Source organism: Propionibacterium australiense, assembly GCF_003666605.1.
GTDB lineage: Bacteria > Actinomycetota > Actinomycetes > Propionibacteriales > Propionibacteriaceae > Propionibacterium > Propionibacterium australiense.
Genome location: NZ_RCIV01000004.1, coordinates 1 through 17,596 on the forward strand (window position 1 = coordinate 1; position 17,596 = coordinate 17,596).

General features: G+C 68.9%; 17 protein-coding genes. 12 read left to right on the forward strand and 5 right to left on the reverse strand.

Annotation, left to right across the window (positions count from 1 at the left end; genetic code table 11):
• Positions 1 to 260: 260 nt before the first annotated feature.
• Positions 261 to 878: a hypothetical protein gene (locus tag D9T14_RS04750; RefSeq protein WP_119161146.1), complete on the reverse strand. Its 618-nt coding sequence runs from the start codon at positions 876 to 878 to the stop codon at positions 261 to 263.
• A 182-nt stretch (positions 879 to 1,060) separates the two neighbouring features.
• Here D9T14_RS04750 and dapB point away from each other — a divergent pair, with 182 nt between their 5' ends.
• Both dapB and D9T14_RS04760 read left to right on the forward strand, forming a co-directional pair.
• Entirely contained in the window at positions 1,061 to 1,798 is a 738-nt protein-coding gene (gene dapB / locus D9T14_RS04755) for a 4-hydroxy-tetrahydrodipicolinate reductase (RefSeq protein WP_119161147.1), read from the forward strand.
• 7 nt (positions 1,799 to 1,805) lie between these two features.
• Positions 1,806 to 2,510: an LmeA family phospholipid-binding protein gene (locus D9T14_RS04760; RefSeq protein WP_119161148.1), complete on the forward strand. Its 705-nt coding sequence runs from the start codon at positions 1,806 to 1,808 to the stop codon at positions 2,508 to 2,510.
• A 102-nt stretch (positions 2,511 to 2,612) separates the two neighbouring features.
• Here the strand turns inward: D9T14_RS04760 and D9T14_RS04765 are convergent, their stop codons facing one another.
• From D9T14_RS04765 to D9T14_RS04775, 3 genes are read right to left on the reverse strand one after another with little or no spacing between them, the layout of a single operon-like run.
• Complete coding sequence (locus D9T14_RS04765; protein WP_119161149.1) at positions 2,613 to 2,882, reverse strand: PspC domain-containing protein; 270 nt, start codon at positions 2,880 to 2,882, stop codon at positions 2,613 to 2,615.
• Complete coding sequence (locus tag D9T14_RS04770) at positions 2,882 to 3,193, reverse strand: hypothetical protein (RefSeq protein WP_119161150.1); 312 nt, start codon at positions 3,191 to 3,193, stop codon at positions 2,882 to 2,884. Before D9T14_RS04770 ends, D9T14_RS04765 begins: the two co-directional genes overlap by 1 nt.
• Positions 3,190 to 4,305 carry a PspC domain-containing protein gene (locus D9T14_RS04775; protein ID WP_170175728.1) on the reverse strand — a complete coding sequence of 372 codons (1,116 nt, stop codon included), beginning with the start codon at positions 4,303 to 4,305 and terminating at the stop codon, positions 3,190 to 3,192. The genes D9T14_RS04770 and D9T14_RS04775 overlap by 4 nt, the downstream gene beginning before the upstream one ends.
• A 188-nt stretch (positions 4,306 to 4,493) precedes the next feature.
• On the opposite strand from D9T14_RS04775, the gene D9T14_RS04780 reads away from it, so the two are divergent.
• Together D9T14_RS04780 and D9T14_RS04785 are read left to right on the forward strand one after the other, a co-directional pair.
• Positions 4,494 to 5,813, forward strand: coding sequence for an ATP-binding protein (locus D9T14_RS04780; RefSeq protein ID WP_259340968.1), 1,320 nt, complete (start codon positions 4,494 to 4,496; stop codon positions 5,811 to 5,813).
• Positions 5,810 to 6,511 (forward strand): response regulator, encoded by a 702-nt coding sequence (locus D9T14_RS04785; protein ID WP_119161152.1) that lies wholly within the window; start codon positions 5,810 to 5,812, stop codon positions 6,509 to 6,511. The genes D9T14_RS04780 and D9T14_RS04785 overlap by 4 nt, the downstream gene beginning before the upstream one ends.
• A gap of 47 nt (positions 6,512 to 6,558) precedes the next feature.
• Here the strand turns inward: D9T14_RS04785 and D9T14_RS04790 are convergent, their stop codons facing one another.
• A complete protein-coding gene (locus tag D9T14_RS04790; RefSeq protein WP_119161153.1) occupies positions 6,559 to 7,815 on the reverse strand; it encodes a phospholipase D-like domain-containing protein in 1,257 nt (418 codons plus the stop codon).
• Between the two features lie 398 nt (positions 7,816 to 8,213).
• Here D9T14_RS04790 and pcrA point away from each other — a divergent pair, with 398 nt between their 5' ends.
• The 8 genes from pcrA (at position 8,214) to D9T14_RS04830 (ending at position 17,574) form a co-directional block, all read left to right on the forward strand.
• Positions 8,214 to 10,679, forward strand: coding sequence for a DNA helicase PcrA (pcrA, locus tag D9T14_RS04795; protein ID WP_119161154.1), 2,466 nt, complete (start codon positions 8,214 to 8,216; stop codon positions 10,677 to 10,679).
• Between the two features lie 88 nt (positions 10,680 to 10,767).
• A complete protein-coding gene (locus D9T14_RS04800) occupies positions 10,768 to 12,051 on the forward strand; it encodes a cell division protein PerM (protein ID WP_119161155.1) in 1,284 nt (427 codons plus the stop codon).
• A 9-nt stretch (positions 12,052 to 12,060) separates the two neighbouring features.
• Entirely contained in the window at positions 12,061 to 12,684 is a 624-nt protein-coding gene (purN, locus tag D9T14_RS04805; protein ID WP_119161156.1) for a phosphoribosylglycinamide formyltransferase, read from the forward strand.
• On the forward strand, positions 12,684 to 14,240 hold the full coding sequence (gene purH / locus D9T14_RS04810; RefSeq protein ID WP_119161273.1) for a bifunctional phosphoribosylaminoimidazolecarboxamide formyltransferase/IMP cyclohydrolase: 1,557 nt from the start codon (positions 12,684 to 12,686) through the stop codon (positions 14,238 to 14,240). The genes purN and purH overlap by 1 nt, the downstream gene beginning before the upstream one ends.
• A gap of 23 nt (positions 14,241 to 14,263) precedes the next feature.
• Complete coding sequence (locus tag D9T14_RS04815; RefSeq protein WP_119161157.1) at positions 14,264 to 15,130, forward strand: bifunctional methylenetetrahydrofolate dehydrogenase/methenyltetrahydrofolate cyclohydrolase; 867 nt, start codon at positions 14,264 to 14,266, stop codon at positions 15,128 to 15,130.
• Positions 15,127 to 15,480, forward strand: coding sequence for a DUF3017 domain-containing protein (locus D9T14_RS14145; RefSeq protein WP_197720563.1), 354 nt, complete (start codon positions 15,127 to 15,129; stop codon positions 15,478 to 15,480). Before D9T14_RS04815 ends, D9T14_RS14145 begins: the two co-directional genes overlap by 4 nt.
• A gap of 298 nt (positions 15,481 to 15,778) precedes the next feature.
• Positions 15,779 to 16,570 (forward strand): neocarzinostatin apoprotein domain-containing protein, encoded by a 792-nt coding sequence (locus D9T14_RS04825; RefSeq protein ID WP_119161158.1) that lies wholly within the window; start codon positions 15,779 to 15,781, stop codon positions 16,568 to 16,570.
• Between the two features lie 74 nt (positions 16,571 to 16,644).
• On the forward strand, positions 16,645 to 17,574 hold the full coding sequence (locus D9T14_RS04830) for an LCP family protein (protein ID WP_119161159.1): 930 nt from the start codon (positions 16,645 to 16,647) through the stop codon (positions 17,572 to 17,574).
• Positions 17,575 to 17,596: the final 22 nt, after the last annotated feature.

The window sequence follows — 17,596 nt, forward strand, 5'->3', positions numbered from 1 at the left end:
TGGCTGGGCCGGGCCCACCGGCGCCTGGCCGGGTGTGCCGGTCATCGGCCTGTAGTCGCTGGCGTTGTCTGCCCCGGGGGCCTGGTATGACTCGGACACCGACACCGAATAATCCAAACCAGAATCATATATGGTGGTGTCACCATTGAACCGCGGCGTGTCAGAGCTGATACAACCGGGATCACTTGAATCGCAGCCATATGCGATAGCTGGTTGTAATGTGAGACTTGCCGTAGCAAGTGCGAGTGAGGTCAAGACTGTTATGAGGCGGGGCATGAATCCACCGTTTCACCGTTCGAGCCAAATATCTTAAGTGCGCCATCCGTGTCGTACTTGAAGAACAGATTGTTCACATCGAATCCACCAGAAACATAATTTCCGGACGAATCGATCAAAGGGCTGATGGTTGAGTCAATGCATACTGCTAGCTCGATGACCGAATCATCTGGGGGGTCTGCTGGTCGCTGGTCGAGAATTGTGAGGCCTGAGCGTGTGCCGGGTTGCATCTTGACTTGCCGCTCCGCAAGATCAGCAAGCATGGACGCCTCGCCTTTGGCGTATCGTCCCATGATGTACTCGTTCATCTCGGCCGGCACGCCATTGACACCGCCTTCGAGAAATGCCTGTTGCTCCAACTCGAAATATGCCCGGTAGACCCGCTCGGCCTCCGCGTACAACTCGTCCTCAGTCAACGAAGGCGAGGACGAGACCGGCCCCGACGACACCGGCGAGGAACCAACGGACGAACCACCCGGCCCGGGCGAATCACCCCGCCCACACCCGGCCAGCATCAGGACCGAACACAGGCCAACCGCCACCAGACCAACACGCCACCGATCCATGCCCATCACCCCCAGAACCAGCAGTGACCCCACCATGGTCACACCACCCCACCCACACCCGAAAGACCCCACCCGAATCTGTGGAGAACCGGGATTGTGGTTCCGCGTGTCGTGGACGTTCGCTCCGTCCGGGTATGCCAAGGGGCAGAGCAACTGCTCCCCGCCGGACCGCTAGTAGGCTGGTCGGCGACCTGTTGGACGAGGACTGCGAGGTAGCGATGATCAAGGTCGGTGTGTTCGGTGCCAGGGGCCGCATGGGCTCCACCGTCTGCGATGCGGTTGAGGGGGCGTCCGACACCGAGCTCGTCGCCCGGATCGACGCCGGCGACGACCGCGCGCCGGCCGAGGCCGCTCAGGTCATGGTCGACTTCACCCAGCCCGGCGTCGTTATGGACAACATCAAGTGGTGCATCGACCACGGTGTCAATGCCGTCGTCGGCACCACCGGCTTCGACGAGGAACGCCTCGGCCAGGTGCGCTCCTGGCTCGGTGCCGATCCGGCGGTCGGTGTCCTCATCGCCTCGAACTTCTCCATCGGCGCCGTCCTCATGATGGCCTTCGCCGCCAAGGCAGCTCCCTTCTTCGACTCCGTCGAGATCGTCGAGCTGCACCATCCCCGCAAGCTCGACGCACCCTCAGGGACGGCCGCCAGCACAGCCCAGCGGATCGCGGCGGCGCGCCGGGCCGCTGGCTGCGGGCCGATGCCCGACGCCACCCAGACCGCACTCGACGGCGCCCGGGGCTGCCGCGTCGACGACGTGCCGGTCCACTCCGTCCGGCTCCAGGGCCTGGTCGCCCACCAGGAGGTGCTGCTCGGTACCGCCGGTGAGAGCCTGACGATCCGCGACGACTCCTACGACCGCGTCTCCTTCATGCCGGGCGTCCTGGCGGGCGTGCGGGCCGTCATCGACCGGCCGGGCCTCACCGTGGGCATGGACGAGATCCTCGGTCTGTGAGCCGCTCATGTCTCGTGGCCTGAAGATCTCGTGCGGTCTCCTCGTCCTCGTCCTGGTGCTCGCCGGTGCGGCGGTCGGGATCTCGCGGTACGTGGCGATGCGCGCCGTGCAGTCCCGGGTCGCCGCCCAGCTGGGTGTCGATCCCTCGACGGTGCACGCCTCGACCTCCCAGTGGATCCTGGTGTCGGTGCTCACATCCGGAACACTCGACGACCTGAGCCTCGACATCGACCGGGTCAACGTGAGCGTCCAGGGCCAGCAGCTGACGCTGCAGGCGGTCCATGGTGATTTCGCCGACCTGAGCCATGTCAGATCGGCCGATGAGCTGACGGCCGGTGTCCTCGATGCCTCGGCCGTCATGAGCTGGGACGACGTGAGCACGGCCTCGGGCATGTCCGTGAGCGCGGGAGAGGGCGGGACCATCCAGGCCACCACCTCGGTGGAGATCTTCGGCGCCGAGGTGCCGGTGACGGTGACGGCAGTGCCGACCGTCGCGTCCAGCGGCACGGTCACGCTCACCGACGCCCAGGTCTCGGTCGCCACCGTGGACCTGCCCGACACGCTCGTCCAGGCAGTCCTCGCCGATGCCCAGGACCGGCTCATCCTCCCCGAGTTGCCCGGCGGGCTCGGCTATGCGGGCCTGGAGGCCACCGGGGATGGCATGAGGGTCGCGGTGAGCGGCCAGGACGTCACGTTGTCGACGCTGTTCTGAACCGGCGGCACCCGGAACGGTGCGCTGCCGGAGGGCGCGTGCGAAGAGGGCGGCCCCGCCGCTGTCGTGCTGCGCGTCGGCGTGGTGAGCGGCCCTGCCTCATCAGGGCGTGTAGCCGTCGGACTTCTTGCCGCCGAACTCGTCGAGCTTCTTCTTGACCTGGTCGAAGCCGCGCACGTCATCGAACTCGTCGGGCAGCAGCAGCCAGCCGATCAGGTAGACGAGGATGGCCCCGCCGAGGGTGACGAAGGCGAAGACTCCGAAGACGATGCGGACGATGTTGGGGTCGATGCCGAGGTAGTCGCCGATACCGCCGGCGACACCGCTGATCATCCGGTGGTCGCGGCTCCTGGTGAGTTTCTTGGCGGCCATCAGTGTTCTCCTTCTTCTCTTGTGCCGTGCTCTCTTGCGTCACGTACTGGGTCTTTCGTGTCACGGATCACGGGGGCGCCGGGTGCCCCCGCCCCCGTGCTCCTGATTCTGCTCCTCGTGCCGGTACTGCCGACCATCAGCCCCAGCAGCCCAATGACGATGAGGGCCAGCGGGAAGCCGAAGCGCACGGCGTCATGGCTGACCAGGCGGTTCGAGGTGAGCACAGTCAGGATGGCGGCGACGATGAACAACAGCCCCCAGACGAAGGATGCGGAGCGCTGTGGGGCGCGCCCGTTGTCGGCCTGGCTCATCGGGTCACCTCCATCTGCGAGCGCACGAGCCGCACCGTCACGTGCAGGGGAGCGCTCGAGCGGGCCTCGGTGCCGCCGGTCCGGCCAGGGCCGGTCGTGATGCCGTTGGTCCACACGCCTGAGCCGATACTGGCGCAACCGCCGCCCGAGGGCAGGGTGAGTTCGGAGAAGAAGCAGCTGTACTCGATCGTGACGGTGCGGTTGCCGGGGGCGATGACGTGCACGCTCGAGTCGTGCACCTCGACCGTCACCTCGCTGCCCTGGGCCGGCAGGGAACCCAGGTCGAGAATCGTGTTCTGGTCCTTCACGACAACCGCGTCGGAACTGCCCCAGCCCTGGTCCGCGTCGTAGCCACTGGACCGGGTCTGGAGGCCAAGGGTGGTGATGAAGGGCGTGTCGAGGATGAGGATGATGACGCCGAGAACGGCTCCCACGTCACGCAACAGACGTGAGATGCCCCACAGGCTCGTCAGGACCAGGCCGGCGCCGATCGTGCCGAGGGCCGCCGCGACGCCGCAGACCACACGGGCCAGGGGGCGTGCGTCGACGAGGAGGAACATGGCCGCGCCGGCCGCTGCCGCCGCCGGGAGCGTGATCCAGGTGATGATCGTGACGGGTCTGGTACTGCGCGCCGGCGCTGGATGGGCCGCGGCGGCCCTGCGGCGGCGTTCGTGCGCGTCAATCGCCGGGCGGGCTAGCCGCATGACGACGATGGCCAGTGCGATGAGAGCGGCCGGCCACCAGGTCAACGGGACGAGGGCACGCACGACCAAGACCGCGCCGGCGCAAGTCACCAGCAGCAGCACCGCGAAACCGAACCAGCCGGTTCCTCTGATGCCGGGCAGGGGCAGTTTGCCGGGATTGTGGACAGTGGGTGTGGTGAGCCACAGTGTGATGTAGCAGGCGATGCCGAGCCCGGCGCTGAGGCCCGCCAGTACCGCGACCATGCGCACGAGCAGGGGATCGAGCCCGGTGCGTTCGGCGATGCCGGCACAGACACCGCTGATGACGCCGTTGCCGGGGTCCCGGACGATGAGGCCGGCAGGGCCCCGGATCGGGGCCGGCGCGGTATCTGACGCCGTCGCGTCGCCCAGGCCGTGTCCGTTCCCCATGAGTTCAAGTGTCGTGCATGTCGGAGGCCCCGCCCACGCCGGACCCCCTGAAATGACCCCCTGCTCGGAGTCGTCCTCTCGTCCAATCCCGGGCAGTGTCGTTTCCGCGCAGTCCCGCGGTGCGCAAAGATTGTGGCGTGAGGAATCCGGACGGGCCCTTCGCCGGGGAGCAGGGCACGGGCGCTGCGGTGCCCGTACCGGCGGCTGCCGGCCCGCGGCAGGCTCCCCACGGCCCATCTCCCGCGCGCCCTGCCGACGACTCGTCGGCTGGCCATCGCCCCTCCCGCCCCAGACTGCGACGTCCGCTTGACCAGCGGTGGTTCGGCGGCGTGTGCTCCGGTGTGGCCGAGCACCTCGGCTGGCCGGTGTGGATCGTGCGGGTGTGCTTCGTCATGCTCGTCGGCGCCGACTATCTCGGCATCATCTTCTACGGTCTGGCCTGGCTGCTCATTCCCGCCAAGGCGCCGTCGCACGAGGCTCCCGGACTGGAGATGGCCCGCCGCGCCGACATGCGACGCCCCACCCGAGGTACGCGCTCAGCGAACAAGGGTAGTGCGGTGGCGGTGCTCGTGCTGTGCGCCGGCGTGCTCATGCTCGTACGCATGCTGAACATCAGTCCGGGCGGGGTCTTCTTCTGGCCGATCATCCTGGCCTGCCTGGGGATCGCCCTGGTCTGGCGGCAGGCAGAATCACCTGAGTTCACGGTGGAGGACCACCGCACCCCGCGCTGGCTCGCCCCGCTCGTCAGCCAGGAGCGCTGGGCGCTGCTGGTGCGCATGGGCATGGCGCTGATCCTGCTCGGCGCGGCCATCTCGCTGCTCGCCTACAACCAGATCGGCCAGCCCTATCTGCCGTCCATGCTCGCCGTCGCGGCACTGACCCTCATCGGTTTCGGGGTCGTCGCCGCGCCCGCCGTGAACCGCATGCGGAACAATCTCGCGGCCGCCCGCGAGGCGAAGATCGTCTCGGACGCCCGGGCCGACATGGCCGCCCACCTGCACGACTCCGTCCTGCAGACACTCGCTCTCATCCAGCGCCAGGCGGGCGACCCCAAGGCCGTCGCCTCCCTCGCCCGCCGCCAGGAACGCGAACTGCGCGCCTGGCTGTACGGCGAGCAACCGGGCCCCGAGACTGTCAAGGCGGCCCTGGTCGAGGCCGGCGCCGAGGTCGAGGACGAGCTCGGCGTCCCCATCGAGGTGGTCTGCGTCGGCGACGCGGAGAACACGCCCGGGCTGGAGGCCATGCTGCGGGCGGCCAGGGAGGCGATGGTGAACGCCTCGAAACATTCCGGCGCCACCAAGATCGACGTCTACGCCGAGGTGGGGCCCGAGCTGGTCGAGGTGTTCGTTCGCGACCGGGGTAGGGGTTTTGATCCGAACCAGATCGGCGATGACCGGATGGGTGTGAAAAGATCGATCATTGAACGCATGGAACGCCACTGCGGCCGGGCGGTCATCCGAACGGCCCCTGGTGAAGGCACCGAAGTGAGACTGGAGATGATCCGATGACCAACCTCCCGCAGGCTCTCGTGAGTCCCGACCAGCCCGTGCACGAGGGGCCGTGGCGGGTCGTCCTCGTGGATGATCACGCGATCTTCCGTGCGGGTGTGCGCCACGAACTCACCAGCTCCGCGCCCGACCGGGTCGACGTCGTCGGCGAGGGCGAGGACGTGCCGAGTGCCGTCTCGGTCATCCTCGACACGAAGCCCGATGTCGTCCTGCTCGACGTCCACCTGCCCGGCGGCGGTGGCGCCGAGGTCGTCACCCGGGTGCACCGGAGCGAGCCGGAGATCACCTTCCTGGCCCTCTCGGTCTCCGACGCGGCCGAGGACGTCATCGGCGTCATCCGCTCCGGAGCCCGCGGCTACGTCACCAAGTCCATCAGCACCGACGACCTGGTCGACGCCATCAGCCGGGTCGCCACCGGCGACGCGGTGTTCAGCCCTCGCCTGGCCGGCTTCGTCCTGGACGCCTTCTCCGGCTCCATCTCGGTCGCCAGCGTCGACGAGGACCTCGACCGTCTCAGCCAGCGCGAACGCGAGGTCATGAAGCTCATCGCCCGCGGCTACACCTACAAGGAGGTCGCCAAGGAACTGTACATCTCGATCAAGACGGTCGAGACGCACGTGTCGAGCGTGCTGCGCAAGCTCCAGCTGTCGAACCGTCACGAGCTGACCAAGTGGGCCACTGACCGCAAGCTGGTCTGATGACCGCAAGCTGGTCTGAGTCGAACCGTTCCTGACCCGGGCCGGGATCAGAAGAACGGACGCCAGGGCGCCAGCAGCCCCTCGGTGAACTTGGCTGCCGGGGTGCGCCGTTCCCAGCTCTCCAGGTCGATCTCACGGCAGTTCGTCAGATCGGTGACGAAGATCGTCTCGAGCGCGGCAGCGACCGCCGGGGAAATGATCTCGGCGTTGATCTCGTAGTTGCCCACCAGCGAGAGACGGTCGAGATTGGCGGTGCCGATCGTCGACCACTGCCCGTCGATCGTCGCGGTCTTCGCGTGGACCATGGCGTTCTGGTAGAGGAACAGTCTGATGCCGTCGCGCAGCATGCCCGAGTAGAAGCCCCGGCTCAGCCAGTCGGTGAGGATGTGGTTCGACTCGGCCGGGACGATGATCCGCACGTCGACCCCGCGTTTGGCGGCGCGGCCCAGGGCGGTCCGGAAATCATTGTCCGGGATCAGATAGGCCGTCGTCAGCCAGATGTTCTTCCGGGCCCGGTCGATCGCCTCCAGGTACATGTTCCGGATCGGGTAGACCGACCAGCGTGGCACGTTGCGCTGCACGGTGATCGGCCCGCCCCAGCTGCGGTGAATCGTGTCCGGAAGCTCGACACGGGAGGAGGGGCGCCACCAGAACAGGTGCACCGGGCGCATGTTCCAGTAGTCGATGAAGGCATTCTCGAACTCGGCCACGCAGGGGCCGGTGAAGCGGCCGTGGGTGTCACGCCATGAGTCGGCGTACAGGGAACCGATGTTGTAGCCGCCCATGAACGCCACGGCGCCGTCGACGACGAGCAGCTTGCGGTGGTCGCGGCCCGAGTAGCGCAGGTTCCAGAAGGCGGCGGACTGGACCAGCGGGTGGGTCTTGACGTGCACCGCCGTGGGCAGCTCGAAGAAGCTGGGATCGACGACCATGTTCGCGAAAGTGTCGTAGACGACGTAGACCTCGACGCCCCGCTCGGCGGCACGGATGAGCGCCCGCTTGAAACGCCGGCCCATCTCGTCGCCCTTCCAGATGAAGGTCTCGAAGTAGATGCGTTCGGTGGCCGTGTCGATCGCGGCGAGCATGTCGGGGTAGAGGTCCTCGCCGAACGAGTAGATCCTCACCTCGTCATGGTGGGCGATGGCCTCCGTCACCGGAAGGTGGGGGAACTCGGGCGGACCCTTGCGGCGTTTGCGCAGGTGGTCGTTGATCATGACGGCTGCTGCCGCGGTGACCTGGGCGGCCAGGACGGACACCGCGGTGATGCCGACGGCCCGTTTCACGCGACGAGGGATCAGGGGCATGCCGGGATTCTATGGGCAGCACCTGGTTCTGCCGTCCGGTACCCGCTGAACGGACGAGGGCCTGACCGGCAACTCGTTGCACCGAGGCAGGCCCTGGTCCCCGCGGGGACAGGCAGTTCGGCTGCCACCGGCTCAACGACACCTCGGTGGGGCTCCAGACGTCCGGGCAGGGGCAGCGTTTCCTGGTCACGCTGATGAATCAGCAGGTCTCCGGGGACGCATGCCGTGGCCGGGACGGTCCGGCCCGGACGCCCGATCCGGCGCTGTCCAGCGGCGCGGTACGTGCTGGCGGCCGAGCCCGCCGCTTGACTCGGAGGGGAGCGCCGAGGCGCTGCACCCGGCAGTCATGAGCAGCTGGGGCGCTCCAGTGTCCATGAGGCGCCTACCATTGAGACGCCATGACTGATGATGCCCCGACCGACCTGTTCGCCGCCTTCGGTGCAGGCCTCGCCCGCCTCCACGAATCCCCGGCGGCAGCCGCTCCCGGCGGCGCCGGTGAGGATGCCGACCGTCTGCTCACCGGCCTGAACGATCCTCAGCGCGAGGCCGTCGTCCACGCCGGCGGGCCCGTCCTCGTCGTGGCTGGGGCCGGATCGGGCAAGACACGCGTGCTGACCCGGCGCATCGCCCATCTCATCTCCGAGCGCGGCGTGCATCCCGGCTCGGTCCTGGCCATCACCTTCACCAACAAGGCCGCCGCCGAGATGCGGGCGCGGGTCGGCGAACTCGTCGGGCGGCGCGCCCGCCTGATGTGGGTCTCCACCTTCCATTCGGCGTGCGTCCGCATCCTGCGGTCCGAGCTGGGCGAGGCCCCCGAGTTCGGCCTGCGCCCCAACTACTCGATCTACGACGACACCGACGCCCGCCGGCTCATGGCCCTGGTGCTGCGCGACGAGAACATCGACGCCAAGAAGTTCCCGCCCCGGACGGTGCTCAGCTGGGTCTCGAACGCCAAGAACGAGTTGCGCGGGCCCAGCGAGGCGCTCGCCGGCTCCGCCAGCGGCAACGACGAGCTCTACGCACGTGCCTATGCCGAGTACGACCGGCGCCTGCGCGCCGCCAATGCGATGGACTTCGACGACCTCATCATGCTGACGGTCAGGCTCTTCCAGTCGCACCCCGACATCCGCGAGAAGTACCGCCGTCGCTTCCGGCAGGTGCTCGTCGACGAGTACCAGGACACCAACCACGCCCAGTACATGCTCATCCGAGAGCTCTGCTCACCGATCGACCCGCTGCCCGGCGCCCCGGTGATGCCGCCGCCCGAACTCATGGTCGTGGGCGACTCGGACCAGTCGATCTACGCGTTCCGGGGCGCCGATGTGCGCAACATCCTCGACTTCGAGCAGGACTTCCCCGGGGCCCGCACGATCCTGCTGGAGCAGAACTACCGCAGCACACAGACGATCCTGTCGGCGGCCAATGCCGTCATCAGCAACAACCCCGACCGGCCGGCCAAGAAGCTGTGGAGCGAGGTGGCCGGCGGCGAGCACATCATCGGCTACGTCGCGGACACCGAGCACGACGAGGCCCGGTGGGTCGCCGACGAGATCGACCGGCTGCACGACGAGGAGGGCTGCGCGTACTCCGACACGGCAGTCTTCTACCGCACCAACGCCCAGTCGCGGCCGTTCGAGGAGGTCTTCATCCGGCTCGGCCTGCCGTACCGCGTGGTCGGAGGGGTGCGATTCTACGAGCGGCGCGAGGTGCGCGACGCCCTCAGCTATCTGCGGGCCATCGCCAACCGTGCCGACGACGTCTCGGTGCGCCGCATCCTGAACGTCCCCAAACGCGGCCTCGGGGCCCGCACCGAGGCCGCCTTGGAGGTCTTCGCGGCCAACGAGCAGATCAGCTTCGCCGAGGCCGTCGACCGGGCCGACGAGGTCCCCGGCATCGCGGCCCGCTCGCTCAAGCAGGTGCGGGCCTTCGGTGAGCTCATGAACGGCTTCCGCGGCCTCGTCGACGAGGGGGTCCCGGCCGATCAGGTGCTGGCCGCCGTGCTGAAGGACTCCGGCATGCTGGATGAGCTGAAGGCGTCGAAGGACCCGCAGGACGAGACCCGTGTCGAGAACCTCGTCGAACTCGTGGCGGTCGCCCAGGAGTTCGTCTCCCAGGCCCACGTCGTGGACCTGCAGGCCGACCAGGTCGCCGATGACGACGAGGAGCTGGACGCCCGGGCCATGAGCGGCGACGACTCGCTCGGCGCCTTCCTGGAACGCATCGCCCTGGTCGCCGACTCCGACCAGATCCCCGACGCGGACCCCGACTCGCCGGGTCTCGTCACGCTCATGACCCTGCACACCGCGAAGGGCCTGGAGTTCGACAACGTCTTCCTCACCGGCATGGAGGACGGCGTCTTCCCGCACCTGCGGGCCCTGGCCAGCTCGACCGAGCTCGCCGAGGAACGCCGGCTGAGCTACGTCGGCATCACCCGCGCCCGCCGTCGCCTGTACTGCTCGCGGGCGGCCGTCCGTTCGGCCTGGGGCGCCCCGCAGTACAACCCGGCAAGCCGTTTCCTCGAGGAGATTCCCGCCGAACTCGTCGACTGGCAGCGCACCGGCGCCGAGCTGGACACCTGGGCCGTCCGGGCCGGGTCCCGCATCGGGGCCTCGCAGCGCTCGGCGGGTTCGCCGCGGGACCGAGAGGATCCGGTCGCGGTGTTCGGCACGGGCACCGGCCGGATGCCGAGGACCGCCAGGATCCTCGCCCTCGAACCCGGTGACCGGGTCCTGCACAACAGTTTCGGGCTGGGCACGGTCGTCGCGGTCAGCGGCAGCGGCGACAACGCCAGGGCCGACGTCGATTTCGGGTCGAGCGGCATCAAACGCCTGGCCCTGAGGTTCGCGCCGCTCGAGAAACTCTGAACCCGCCCCGGCCCCGGTTCCGTCCCGTGCGTCTGACCCGCCGGCCGGGACCGGTTCGGTATCGTCGGGGCCGATCGAGGGAGGTGTGATGTCAGCGGTCATCGAGGGTCCTGGAGAGGGGTCCGCAGGCTCGCGACGGGGCGGCGTCCGTGCCCAACTGAGGGGGCTGTCGTGGCGCAGCGCCACCATCTCCGCCGCGTTCGGGGTCGCCTTCATCAGCTGGCTGCCCGTCTTCCTCGTCTGCGGTCTCGCCTGGATCGTCGAACCGGGAATCGGTCTCGGCGCCCTCCTCGTCGCCTCGGCCCGGGCCTGGCTGCTGGCCAACGGCGTTCCGGCACACCTCGATGGTGGCGTGTTCTTCCTCGTCCCCCTGGGTTTCACGGCGATCATCGGTCTGCTGGTCGGCTGGCTGTCCCGCACCATCGCCCGCCGCGCCGCCGACGAACTCATCGAGGGCCCCGTCCGGGCACGCCGACAGTCGGACCTGCGCTCCCTGTCGTGCCGGCTGGCTCTGTGGTCCGGGTGCTCCTACGCCCTCATCCTCGTCGTCGTGACGATCCTCGCCGGTCAACCCGCCGAGCTCAGCCGCGCCCTCGTCAACGGGCTGCTCATCGGCGGTGGCTGTTCCCTGCTCGCCTCCGGAAGGGCACTCGGCTGGGAGCCCGTCAGCCTCAGCCAGGGCGGCTGGTCGACCGGGGTCCTCGCCGGGGTGCTGGCGGGGCTGGCCGGGATCGTCCTGGTCGGCTGCGCGCGCCTGGCGGCCGTCCTGGTCGTCAACCGTGCGGCCATCACCGGTGTCCACGATCTGCTCGGGGCCGGCGGGCCGGGCTCGGTGCTGCTCTCGGTGGTCCAGATGCTCTGGGTGCCGTCGATGGTCATCTGGTCCTGCTCGTGGGTGCTGGGCGCGGGCTTCTCACTGGGCCAGGGCGCATTCATCGCGCCGCTCGGATCCTCGACGGGGCCGCTGCCGCAGATCCCGCTCCTCGTCGCCATGTCCACCGGCGACGCCCACCCGGCCATGATCGTCGTCTGGCTCCTGCTCGCTGCCACGGCCGGCGCGCTCGGCGCCCACATCTGCGTGCGCGCCCGCTGCGACGAGGCCCGCCGGGCGTTGCCGGAGCGCGAACCGGGCGCCGACGAGGGGGCCCTCTACGGGCTCCTCGTCGGTGTCCTCGCGGGTCTGCTGCTGTGCCTGCTCGCCGTGTTCTCCCACGGTGCGCTCGGCACCCAGCGCCTCGCGGCCATGGGGCCGGAGCTGGGACGACTCCTCGTCCTGGCGCCCACCGTCCTCGGTGCCGGCGGCATGCTCGGCGGCTTCCTCACGGCCCGCCGCCGAGAGCGCGGGGCGGCCAACCGGGCCGCTGCGGGCTAGACTGACGCCGTGGCCTATCGCGTCGTCGTCCTCGTCTCCGGCTCCGGCACGCTCCTGCAGGCCCTCCTCGATGCCCAGTCGCAGGGTCGTCTCGACGCCCGGATCGTGGCCGTGGGCTCGGAGAACGGCAGCTGCGCCGGCATTGAGCGTGCCCGCAGGGCGGGTGTACCCACCTTCACGGTCCCCATGCCCAGGCTGCTGGCCCGCGGCTCGGCCGAACGCGAGGCCTGGGACCGGGCATTCACCGAGGCGGTGTCCACTCACAAGCCCGACCTCGTCGTCCTGGCCGGTTTCATGAAGATCCTCGGCACCCCGTTCACCAGTCGTTTCGGTGGCCGCATGATCAACTCGCACCCCTCGATGCTGCCCGCCTTCCCCGGCGCCCATGCGGTCCGCGACGCCCTCGAGGCGGGCGCGACGAGTACGGGCTGCTCCATCTTCTGGGTCGACGAGGGCGTCGACACGGGCCAGATGATCGCCCAGGTCCCCGTCGAGATCCTTCCCGGCGACGATGAGCCGACACTGCACGAGCGCATCAAGGTGTCCGAGCGCACCTTGCTGGTCAGGACCGTCAACGAACTGGCGGCCCAGCACACGGCGGGACAGCAGACCGCCACGAGAAAGGGCACATGATGAGCGAGGACTCCACCCGCAACCAGATCCGGCGCGCACTGGTCAGCGTCTACGACAAGACCGGTCTCGTCCCGCTCGGCGAGGCCCTGGCCGCGGCGGGCGTCGAGATCGTCTCCACCGGTTCGACCGCCGCCAGGCTCGCCGAGGCCGGGCTCGCCGTCACCCCGGTCGAGGAGATCACCGGCTTTCCCGAGTGCCTCGATGGCCGTGTCAAGACCCTGCACCCGATGGTCCACGCCGGCATCCTCGCCGACCGGCGCCTCGCCTCGCACCGCGAGGAGCTCCACGAGCTCGGCGTCGAGCCCTTCGACCTGGTCGTGTCGAACCTCTATCCGTTCACCCAGACCGTCGCCTCCGGCGCCGACGCCGACGCATGTGTCGAGCAGATCGACATCGGCGGGCCCTCGATGGTCCGCGCCGCCGCCAAGAACCATCCGTCGGTGGCGATCGTCACCAGCCCCGACCAGTACCCCCAGCTCATCGAGGCCCTGTCCGACGGCGGTTTCACGCTCGCGCAGCGCCGCGTGCTGGCCGCACAGGCCTTCGCCCACACCGCCGCCTATGACGCGGCCGTCGCGAGCTGGATGGCCGGGCAGGCCACCGATGAGGGCATGCCCTCCTTCACCGGCCTCGCCGCCACCAAGGTGCGCGACCTGCGCTACGGCGAGAACTCGCACCAGCGCGCCGCCGTCTACTCGATGGCCGGCGCCGACGCCGGCCTGGTCGGCGCCGAACTCCTCGGCGGCAAGGCCATGAGCTACAACAACTACACCGACACCGACGCCGCCCGCCGCGCCGCCTATGACTTCGACGAGCCGGCCGTGGCGATCATCAAGCACGCCAACCCGTGCGGCATCGCCATCGCCGCCGATGTCGCCGAGGCCCACCGCAAGGCCCACGCCTGTGACTCCCTGTCGGCCTTCGGTGGTGTCATCGCGGCCAACCGCCCCGTCAGCCTGGAGATGGCCCAGGCCGTGAAGGAGATCTTCACGGAGGTCATCGTCGCCCCCGACTATGAACCGGCCGCCCTGGAACTGCTGCAGACCAAGAAGAACCTGCGCATCCTGAGGGCCGAGGACTACCGTCCGGCCCCGTTCATGTGGCGCGAGCTCTCCGGCGGTCTCCTCCTCAGCGAGCCCGATCGGCTGGACGCCCCGGGCGACGAGGCCTCCGGCTGGCGGCTCGTGGCAGGTGACCCGGCCGACGAGGCCACCCTCGCCGACCTGCTCTTCGCCTGGCGGGCCTGCCGCTCGGTCAAGTCGAACGCCATCCTGCTCGCCCACGACGGCGCCTCCGTCGGCATCGGCATGGGGCAGGTCAACCGGGTCGACTCCTGCCGCCTGGCCGTCGAGCGCTCCGCCGGACGCGCCAAGGGCGCGGTGGCGGCGTCGGACGCCTTCTTCCCGTTCAGCGATGGCCCGGGAATCCTCATCGAGGCCGGGGTCCGCGCCATCGTCCAGCCCGGTGGCTCGATCCGTGACGAGCAGACCATCGAGGCGGCGCAGCAGGCCGGTGTCACGATGTACCTCACCGGCAACCGACACTTCTTCCACTGACCACGAGACGAGGTGCATGCCGCATGACAGCAATTCTGATGGATGGCAAGGCCGTTGCCAACCAGATCAAGGCCGAGCTCAAGGTCCGCGTCGACGCCCTGCACGCCCAGGGAGCGACCGTGGGTCTGGGTACAGTCCTGGTCGGGGACGACCCCGCCAGCCAGATCTACGTCAACGGCAAGCACCGCGACTGCGAGCAGGTCGGCATCGAGTCGTTCCGGGTCGACCTGGCGGTCGACGCCACGGCCGAGCAGGTCGAGCGTTCCATCAGGGTGCTCAACGACTCGTCCATGTGCACCGGCTACATCGTGCAGCTGCCCCTGCCGAGCCACATCGATCCCACCTGGGTGCTCGAGCTCATCGACCCCGACAAGGACGCCGATGGTCTCACCGCAGACAATCTCGGCAAACTCGTCCTCGGCCAGCCAGGCCCGCGGCCGTGCACCCCGCGCGGCATCGTCGAACTCCTGCGCCGCTACGAGATCCAGCTCGACGGGGCGAACGTGTGCATCATCGGCCGAGGCACCACCGTCGGGAGGCCGCTTGGGCTGCTGCTGACCAGCCGCGAGAACAATGCGACGGTCACCTGGTGCCACACCGGCACCAGGGACCTCGCCGAGCACACCCGGCGGGCCGACATCATCGTCGCCGCCGCCGGTCGGCCCGGCCTGATAACCGCCAGCATGATCAAGCCGGGCGCCGTCGTCGTCGACGTGGGGGTCACCCGCGTCAACGGCAAGCCCGTCGGCGACGTCACCGCTGACGTGTGGGACGTCGCCGGCCATGTCACGCCCAACCCCGGCGGTATCGGCCCGATGACCCGAGCCATGCTGCTGGCCAACGTGGTCGATCGCGCCGAGGCGCTGACCGGCCTGCAACGGCCGTCGTGAACGCCCGCCAGCCCGGGCGCGACGCCTCGCCGCCCACCGATCTTCCCCCTGCCGAGCCGATCGCCCCGCTCGGCGCCGATCCCGCGATCGGTCGTCGCCGCTTCCAGGTGCCGGCCCTGGCGGTGCTGGCCCTGTTCGTCGCCGGCATGGTCGTCGCCGCATCGGGGCACTGGCGGCGCGGCGCCTTCGTCATGGGTGCCGCGGCCCTGGCCGCCGGGGTCGTCCGCTGGGTGCTGCCGACCCGATGGGCCGGCATGCTCGCGGTCCGCAAACGCTGGTTCGACGTGTTGTGCATGCTCGGTGCCGGCGCCGTCATCTGGCTCGTGGCACTCGTCGTCCCGCCCAAGTGATGGGTGCGAGACCGTCGTGTACGATCTGCGGGGCATGCCGATGACACCGGACGGTTACGTCCCTTACGGTTCTCCGGTGCGTTCGGCTGAGAATTATTTCTCTTAGGCTGAGATGATGGATAATTCAATTTAATATCGGCAATCGTTGGTTCACAAGGAATGATGATATATCCCAGGGTGATGATCGAGGGGTCTTCTTGAGGGGAATCTTGAGAGAAAACCGAGATTTGTCTTAGGGTGGAATCACTTCCGGGTGTGCCAGGGTGGTGCGCCCAGAACCACTAGGAGAACCCTGACTATGTCGATTCTGAAGAAGACCGCGGCCGGTCTTTCCGCTGCAGCCCTCGTGGGCTCGGGGATCGTACTGGGCGCGGGCAGCGCCATGGCGAACCCCGCCGACACCCTGACCCTCAACCAGCCCTCGGCCCACGACATCACGGCCGACGCGAACTGTGCCAACGGCTGGGGCGGCACCATCGTCGTCTCCCTCGGCGGCGTCCCGCAGGGTGCTGTCGAGGTGCCCAGCCATGAGGGCACCGCCCAGACCGACACCGTCCAGATCGGTTACATCGGTACGGGCATCGTCACGGCTGAGCTGTACTGCAATGACTACGCCGGCAACCCCGAGGAAGCCACGGCCATCGCCTCGGTCAACCAGGAGGGCGTGCTCGACATCACCCCGTCCACGTGGACCTCGGGTGACACCGTCGAGATCACCGGTTCCGGCTTCGCCCCGAACTCCGAGGTGACGATCAACCTCTACGACGCCGATGCCAACTACGATCGCGCCTCCGACGAGGTTCTGCACTCCTGGACCGTCACCGCCGACGCCGACGGCAAGATCACCCTGTCCGTCGTCCTGCCCTACGACAAGAGCGGCAACTTCCGTCTCGAGGCCGTCGGTAACGATCCGGCCGGCAACTCGGTCATGGCCAGCACGGGCTACTACTGGGATGCCCCCCAGAAGGACGGTGACAGCGGCGAGGCCAGCGCCGGCTCGGACAAGCCTGCTGACAACGGGCCCGTCTCCAAGAAGAACAGCAACCGCCCCCAGTCCCTGCCGAAGACCGGCTCGGACGGACGTCGCTGACCTGACTGGTCGGTCTCGCCAGGCGGCGTGCTCGCGGCTGGCGCCGCCAGGCACTGACGCCTAGCGAGTTCATCATGACAGCACCCGGTGGTCTCATCCGACGCCACCGGGTGCTGTCGTCTCTCGTGGCCCTCGTCGTCCTCCTCGCCCTGCTGTGCACCATCACGGTGGGGGTGGTCGACCGTCGTTTCGGGGATGTCGCGCTGCGCATGCCCACCGCCGACGGCCCGAGCACCTGGCTCATCCTGGGTCTCGACGACCGGACGCAGCAGGCCGAGGGCACCGACATCGGCGACCAGGACGGTCACCGGGACGCGGCGGCCAACGCCGACGTCATCCTCGTCGCCACGCAGGGCGACGGTCAGTGGCACCTGACGAGCGTGCGCCGCGACGTGCACTACCAGATCGGCCGGGGCCTGTCGGGTCGGCTCGGGCTGGCCTGGCAGGATGACCCGCAGACCCTCGTCGACCAGGTCTGCCTCACCCTCAACATCCCCGCCGACCACGTGGTGGCGGTCAATCTGCGTGCCTTCGTCGAACTCGTGGACGCCCTCGGCGGCATCGACATCACCGTCCAGCGCGACATGCGGGACGAACGGGCGGCCCTCGAGATCACCGCGGGCCCCCACCACGTCGACGGCCGGACGGCCCTGGCCTATGTGCGCAGCCGGCAGGGGCAGGTGCTCATCGACGGCACCTGGGTGGACGACCCGGAGGGCCAGGACGGTCGAGCCCGCCGGGCCGGGGAGGTGTTCGGGGCCATCACCGCCCGGCTGAAGGCCAGGCCGGGCAGCTGGGCCGGAATCGGGTGGCGGATCGCCCCCGACGTCCAGCTCGACACCGGGACCCATCTGTGGCAGCTCGCCGCCCTTGCCGGTGCTGCCGACGCCGAGACGCGGGAACTGCCGCTGACGGAGAGCCCGGACGGCTTCTACTCCGAGGTCGATGCCAAGACCCGGGCGTACACGGCGGAGATCGGCTACACCCAGACCTGTCGCCTGTGAGCCCTTCCCCCGAGCCGGGGCG

What these genes read in the sequence shown, in the direction of transcription:
- D9T14_RS04800 (WP_119161155.1), top strand. Translation starts at nt 10,768, where the DNA reads ATGTCAGCGGTCATCGAGGGTCCTGGAGAGGGGTCCGCAGGCTCGCGA.
- D9T14_RS04790 (WP_119161153.1), bottom strand. Translation starts at nt 7,815, where the DNA reads ATGCCCCTGATCCCTCGTCGCGTGAAACGGGCCGTCGGCATCACCGCG.
- D9T14_RS04765 (WP_119161149.1), bottom strand. Translation starts at nt 2,882, where the DNA reads ATGGCCGCCAAGAAACTCACCAGGAGCCGCGACCACCGGATGATCAGC.
- D9T14_RS04770 (WP_119161150.1), bottom strand. Translation starts at nt 3,193, where the DNA reads ATGAGCCAGGCCGACAACGGGCGCGCCCCACAGCGCTCCGCATCCTTC.
- D9T14_RS04815 (WP_119161157.1), top strand. Translation starts at nt 14,264, where the DNA reads ATGACAGCAATTCTGATGGATGGCAAGGCCGTTGCCAACCAGATCAAG.
- D9T14_RS04785 (WP_119161152.1), top strand. Translation starts at nt 5,810, where the DNA reads ATGACCAACCTCCCGCAGGCTCTCGTGAGTCCCGACCAGCCCGTGCAC.
- D9T14_RS04775 (WP_170175728.1), bottom strand. Translation starts at nt 4,305, where the DNA reads ATGGGGAACGGACACGGCCTGGGCGACGCGACGGCGTCAGATACCGCG.
- dapB (WP_119161147.1), top strand. Translation starts at nt 1,061, where the DNA reads ATGATCAAGGTCGGTGTGTTCGGTGCCAGGGGCCGCATGGGCTCCACC.
- D9T14_RS04760 (WP_119161148.1), top strand. Translation starts at nt 1,806, where the DNA reads ATGTCTCGTGGCCTGAAGATCTCGTGCGGTCTCCTCGTCCTCGTCCTG.
- D9T14_RS04750 (WP_119161146.1), bottom strand. Translation starts at nt 878, where the DNA reads ATGGTGGGGTCACTGCTGGTTCTGGGGGTGATGGGCATGGATCGGTGG.
- D9T14_RS04830 (WP_119161159.1), top strand. Translation starts at nt 16,645, where the DNA reads ATGACAGCACCCGGTGGTCTCATCCGACGCCACCGGGTGCTGTCGTCT.
- pcrA (WP_119161154.1), top strand. Translation starts at nt 8,214, where the DNA reads ATGACTGATGATGCCCCGACCGACCTGTTCGCCGCCTTCGGTGCAGGC.
- purH (WP_119161273.1), top strand. Translation starts at nt 12,684, where the DNA reads ATGAGCGAGGACTCCACCCGCAACCAGATCCGGCGCGCACTGGTCAGC.
- D9T14_RS04825 (WP_119161158.1), top strand. Translation starts at nt 15,779, where the DNA reads ATGTCGATTCTGAAGAAGACCGCGGCCGGTCTTTCCGCTGCAGCCCTC.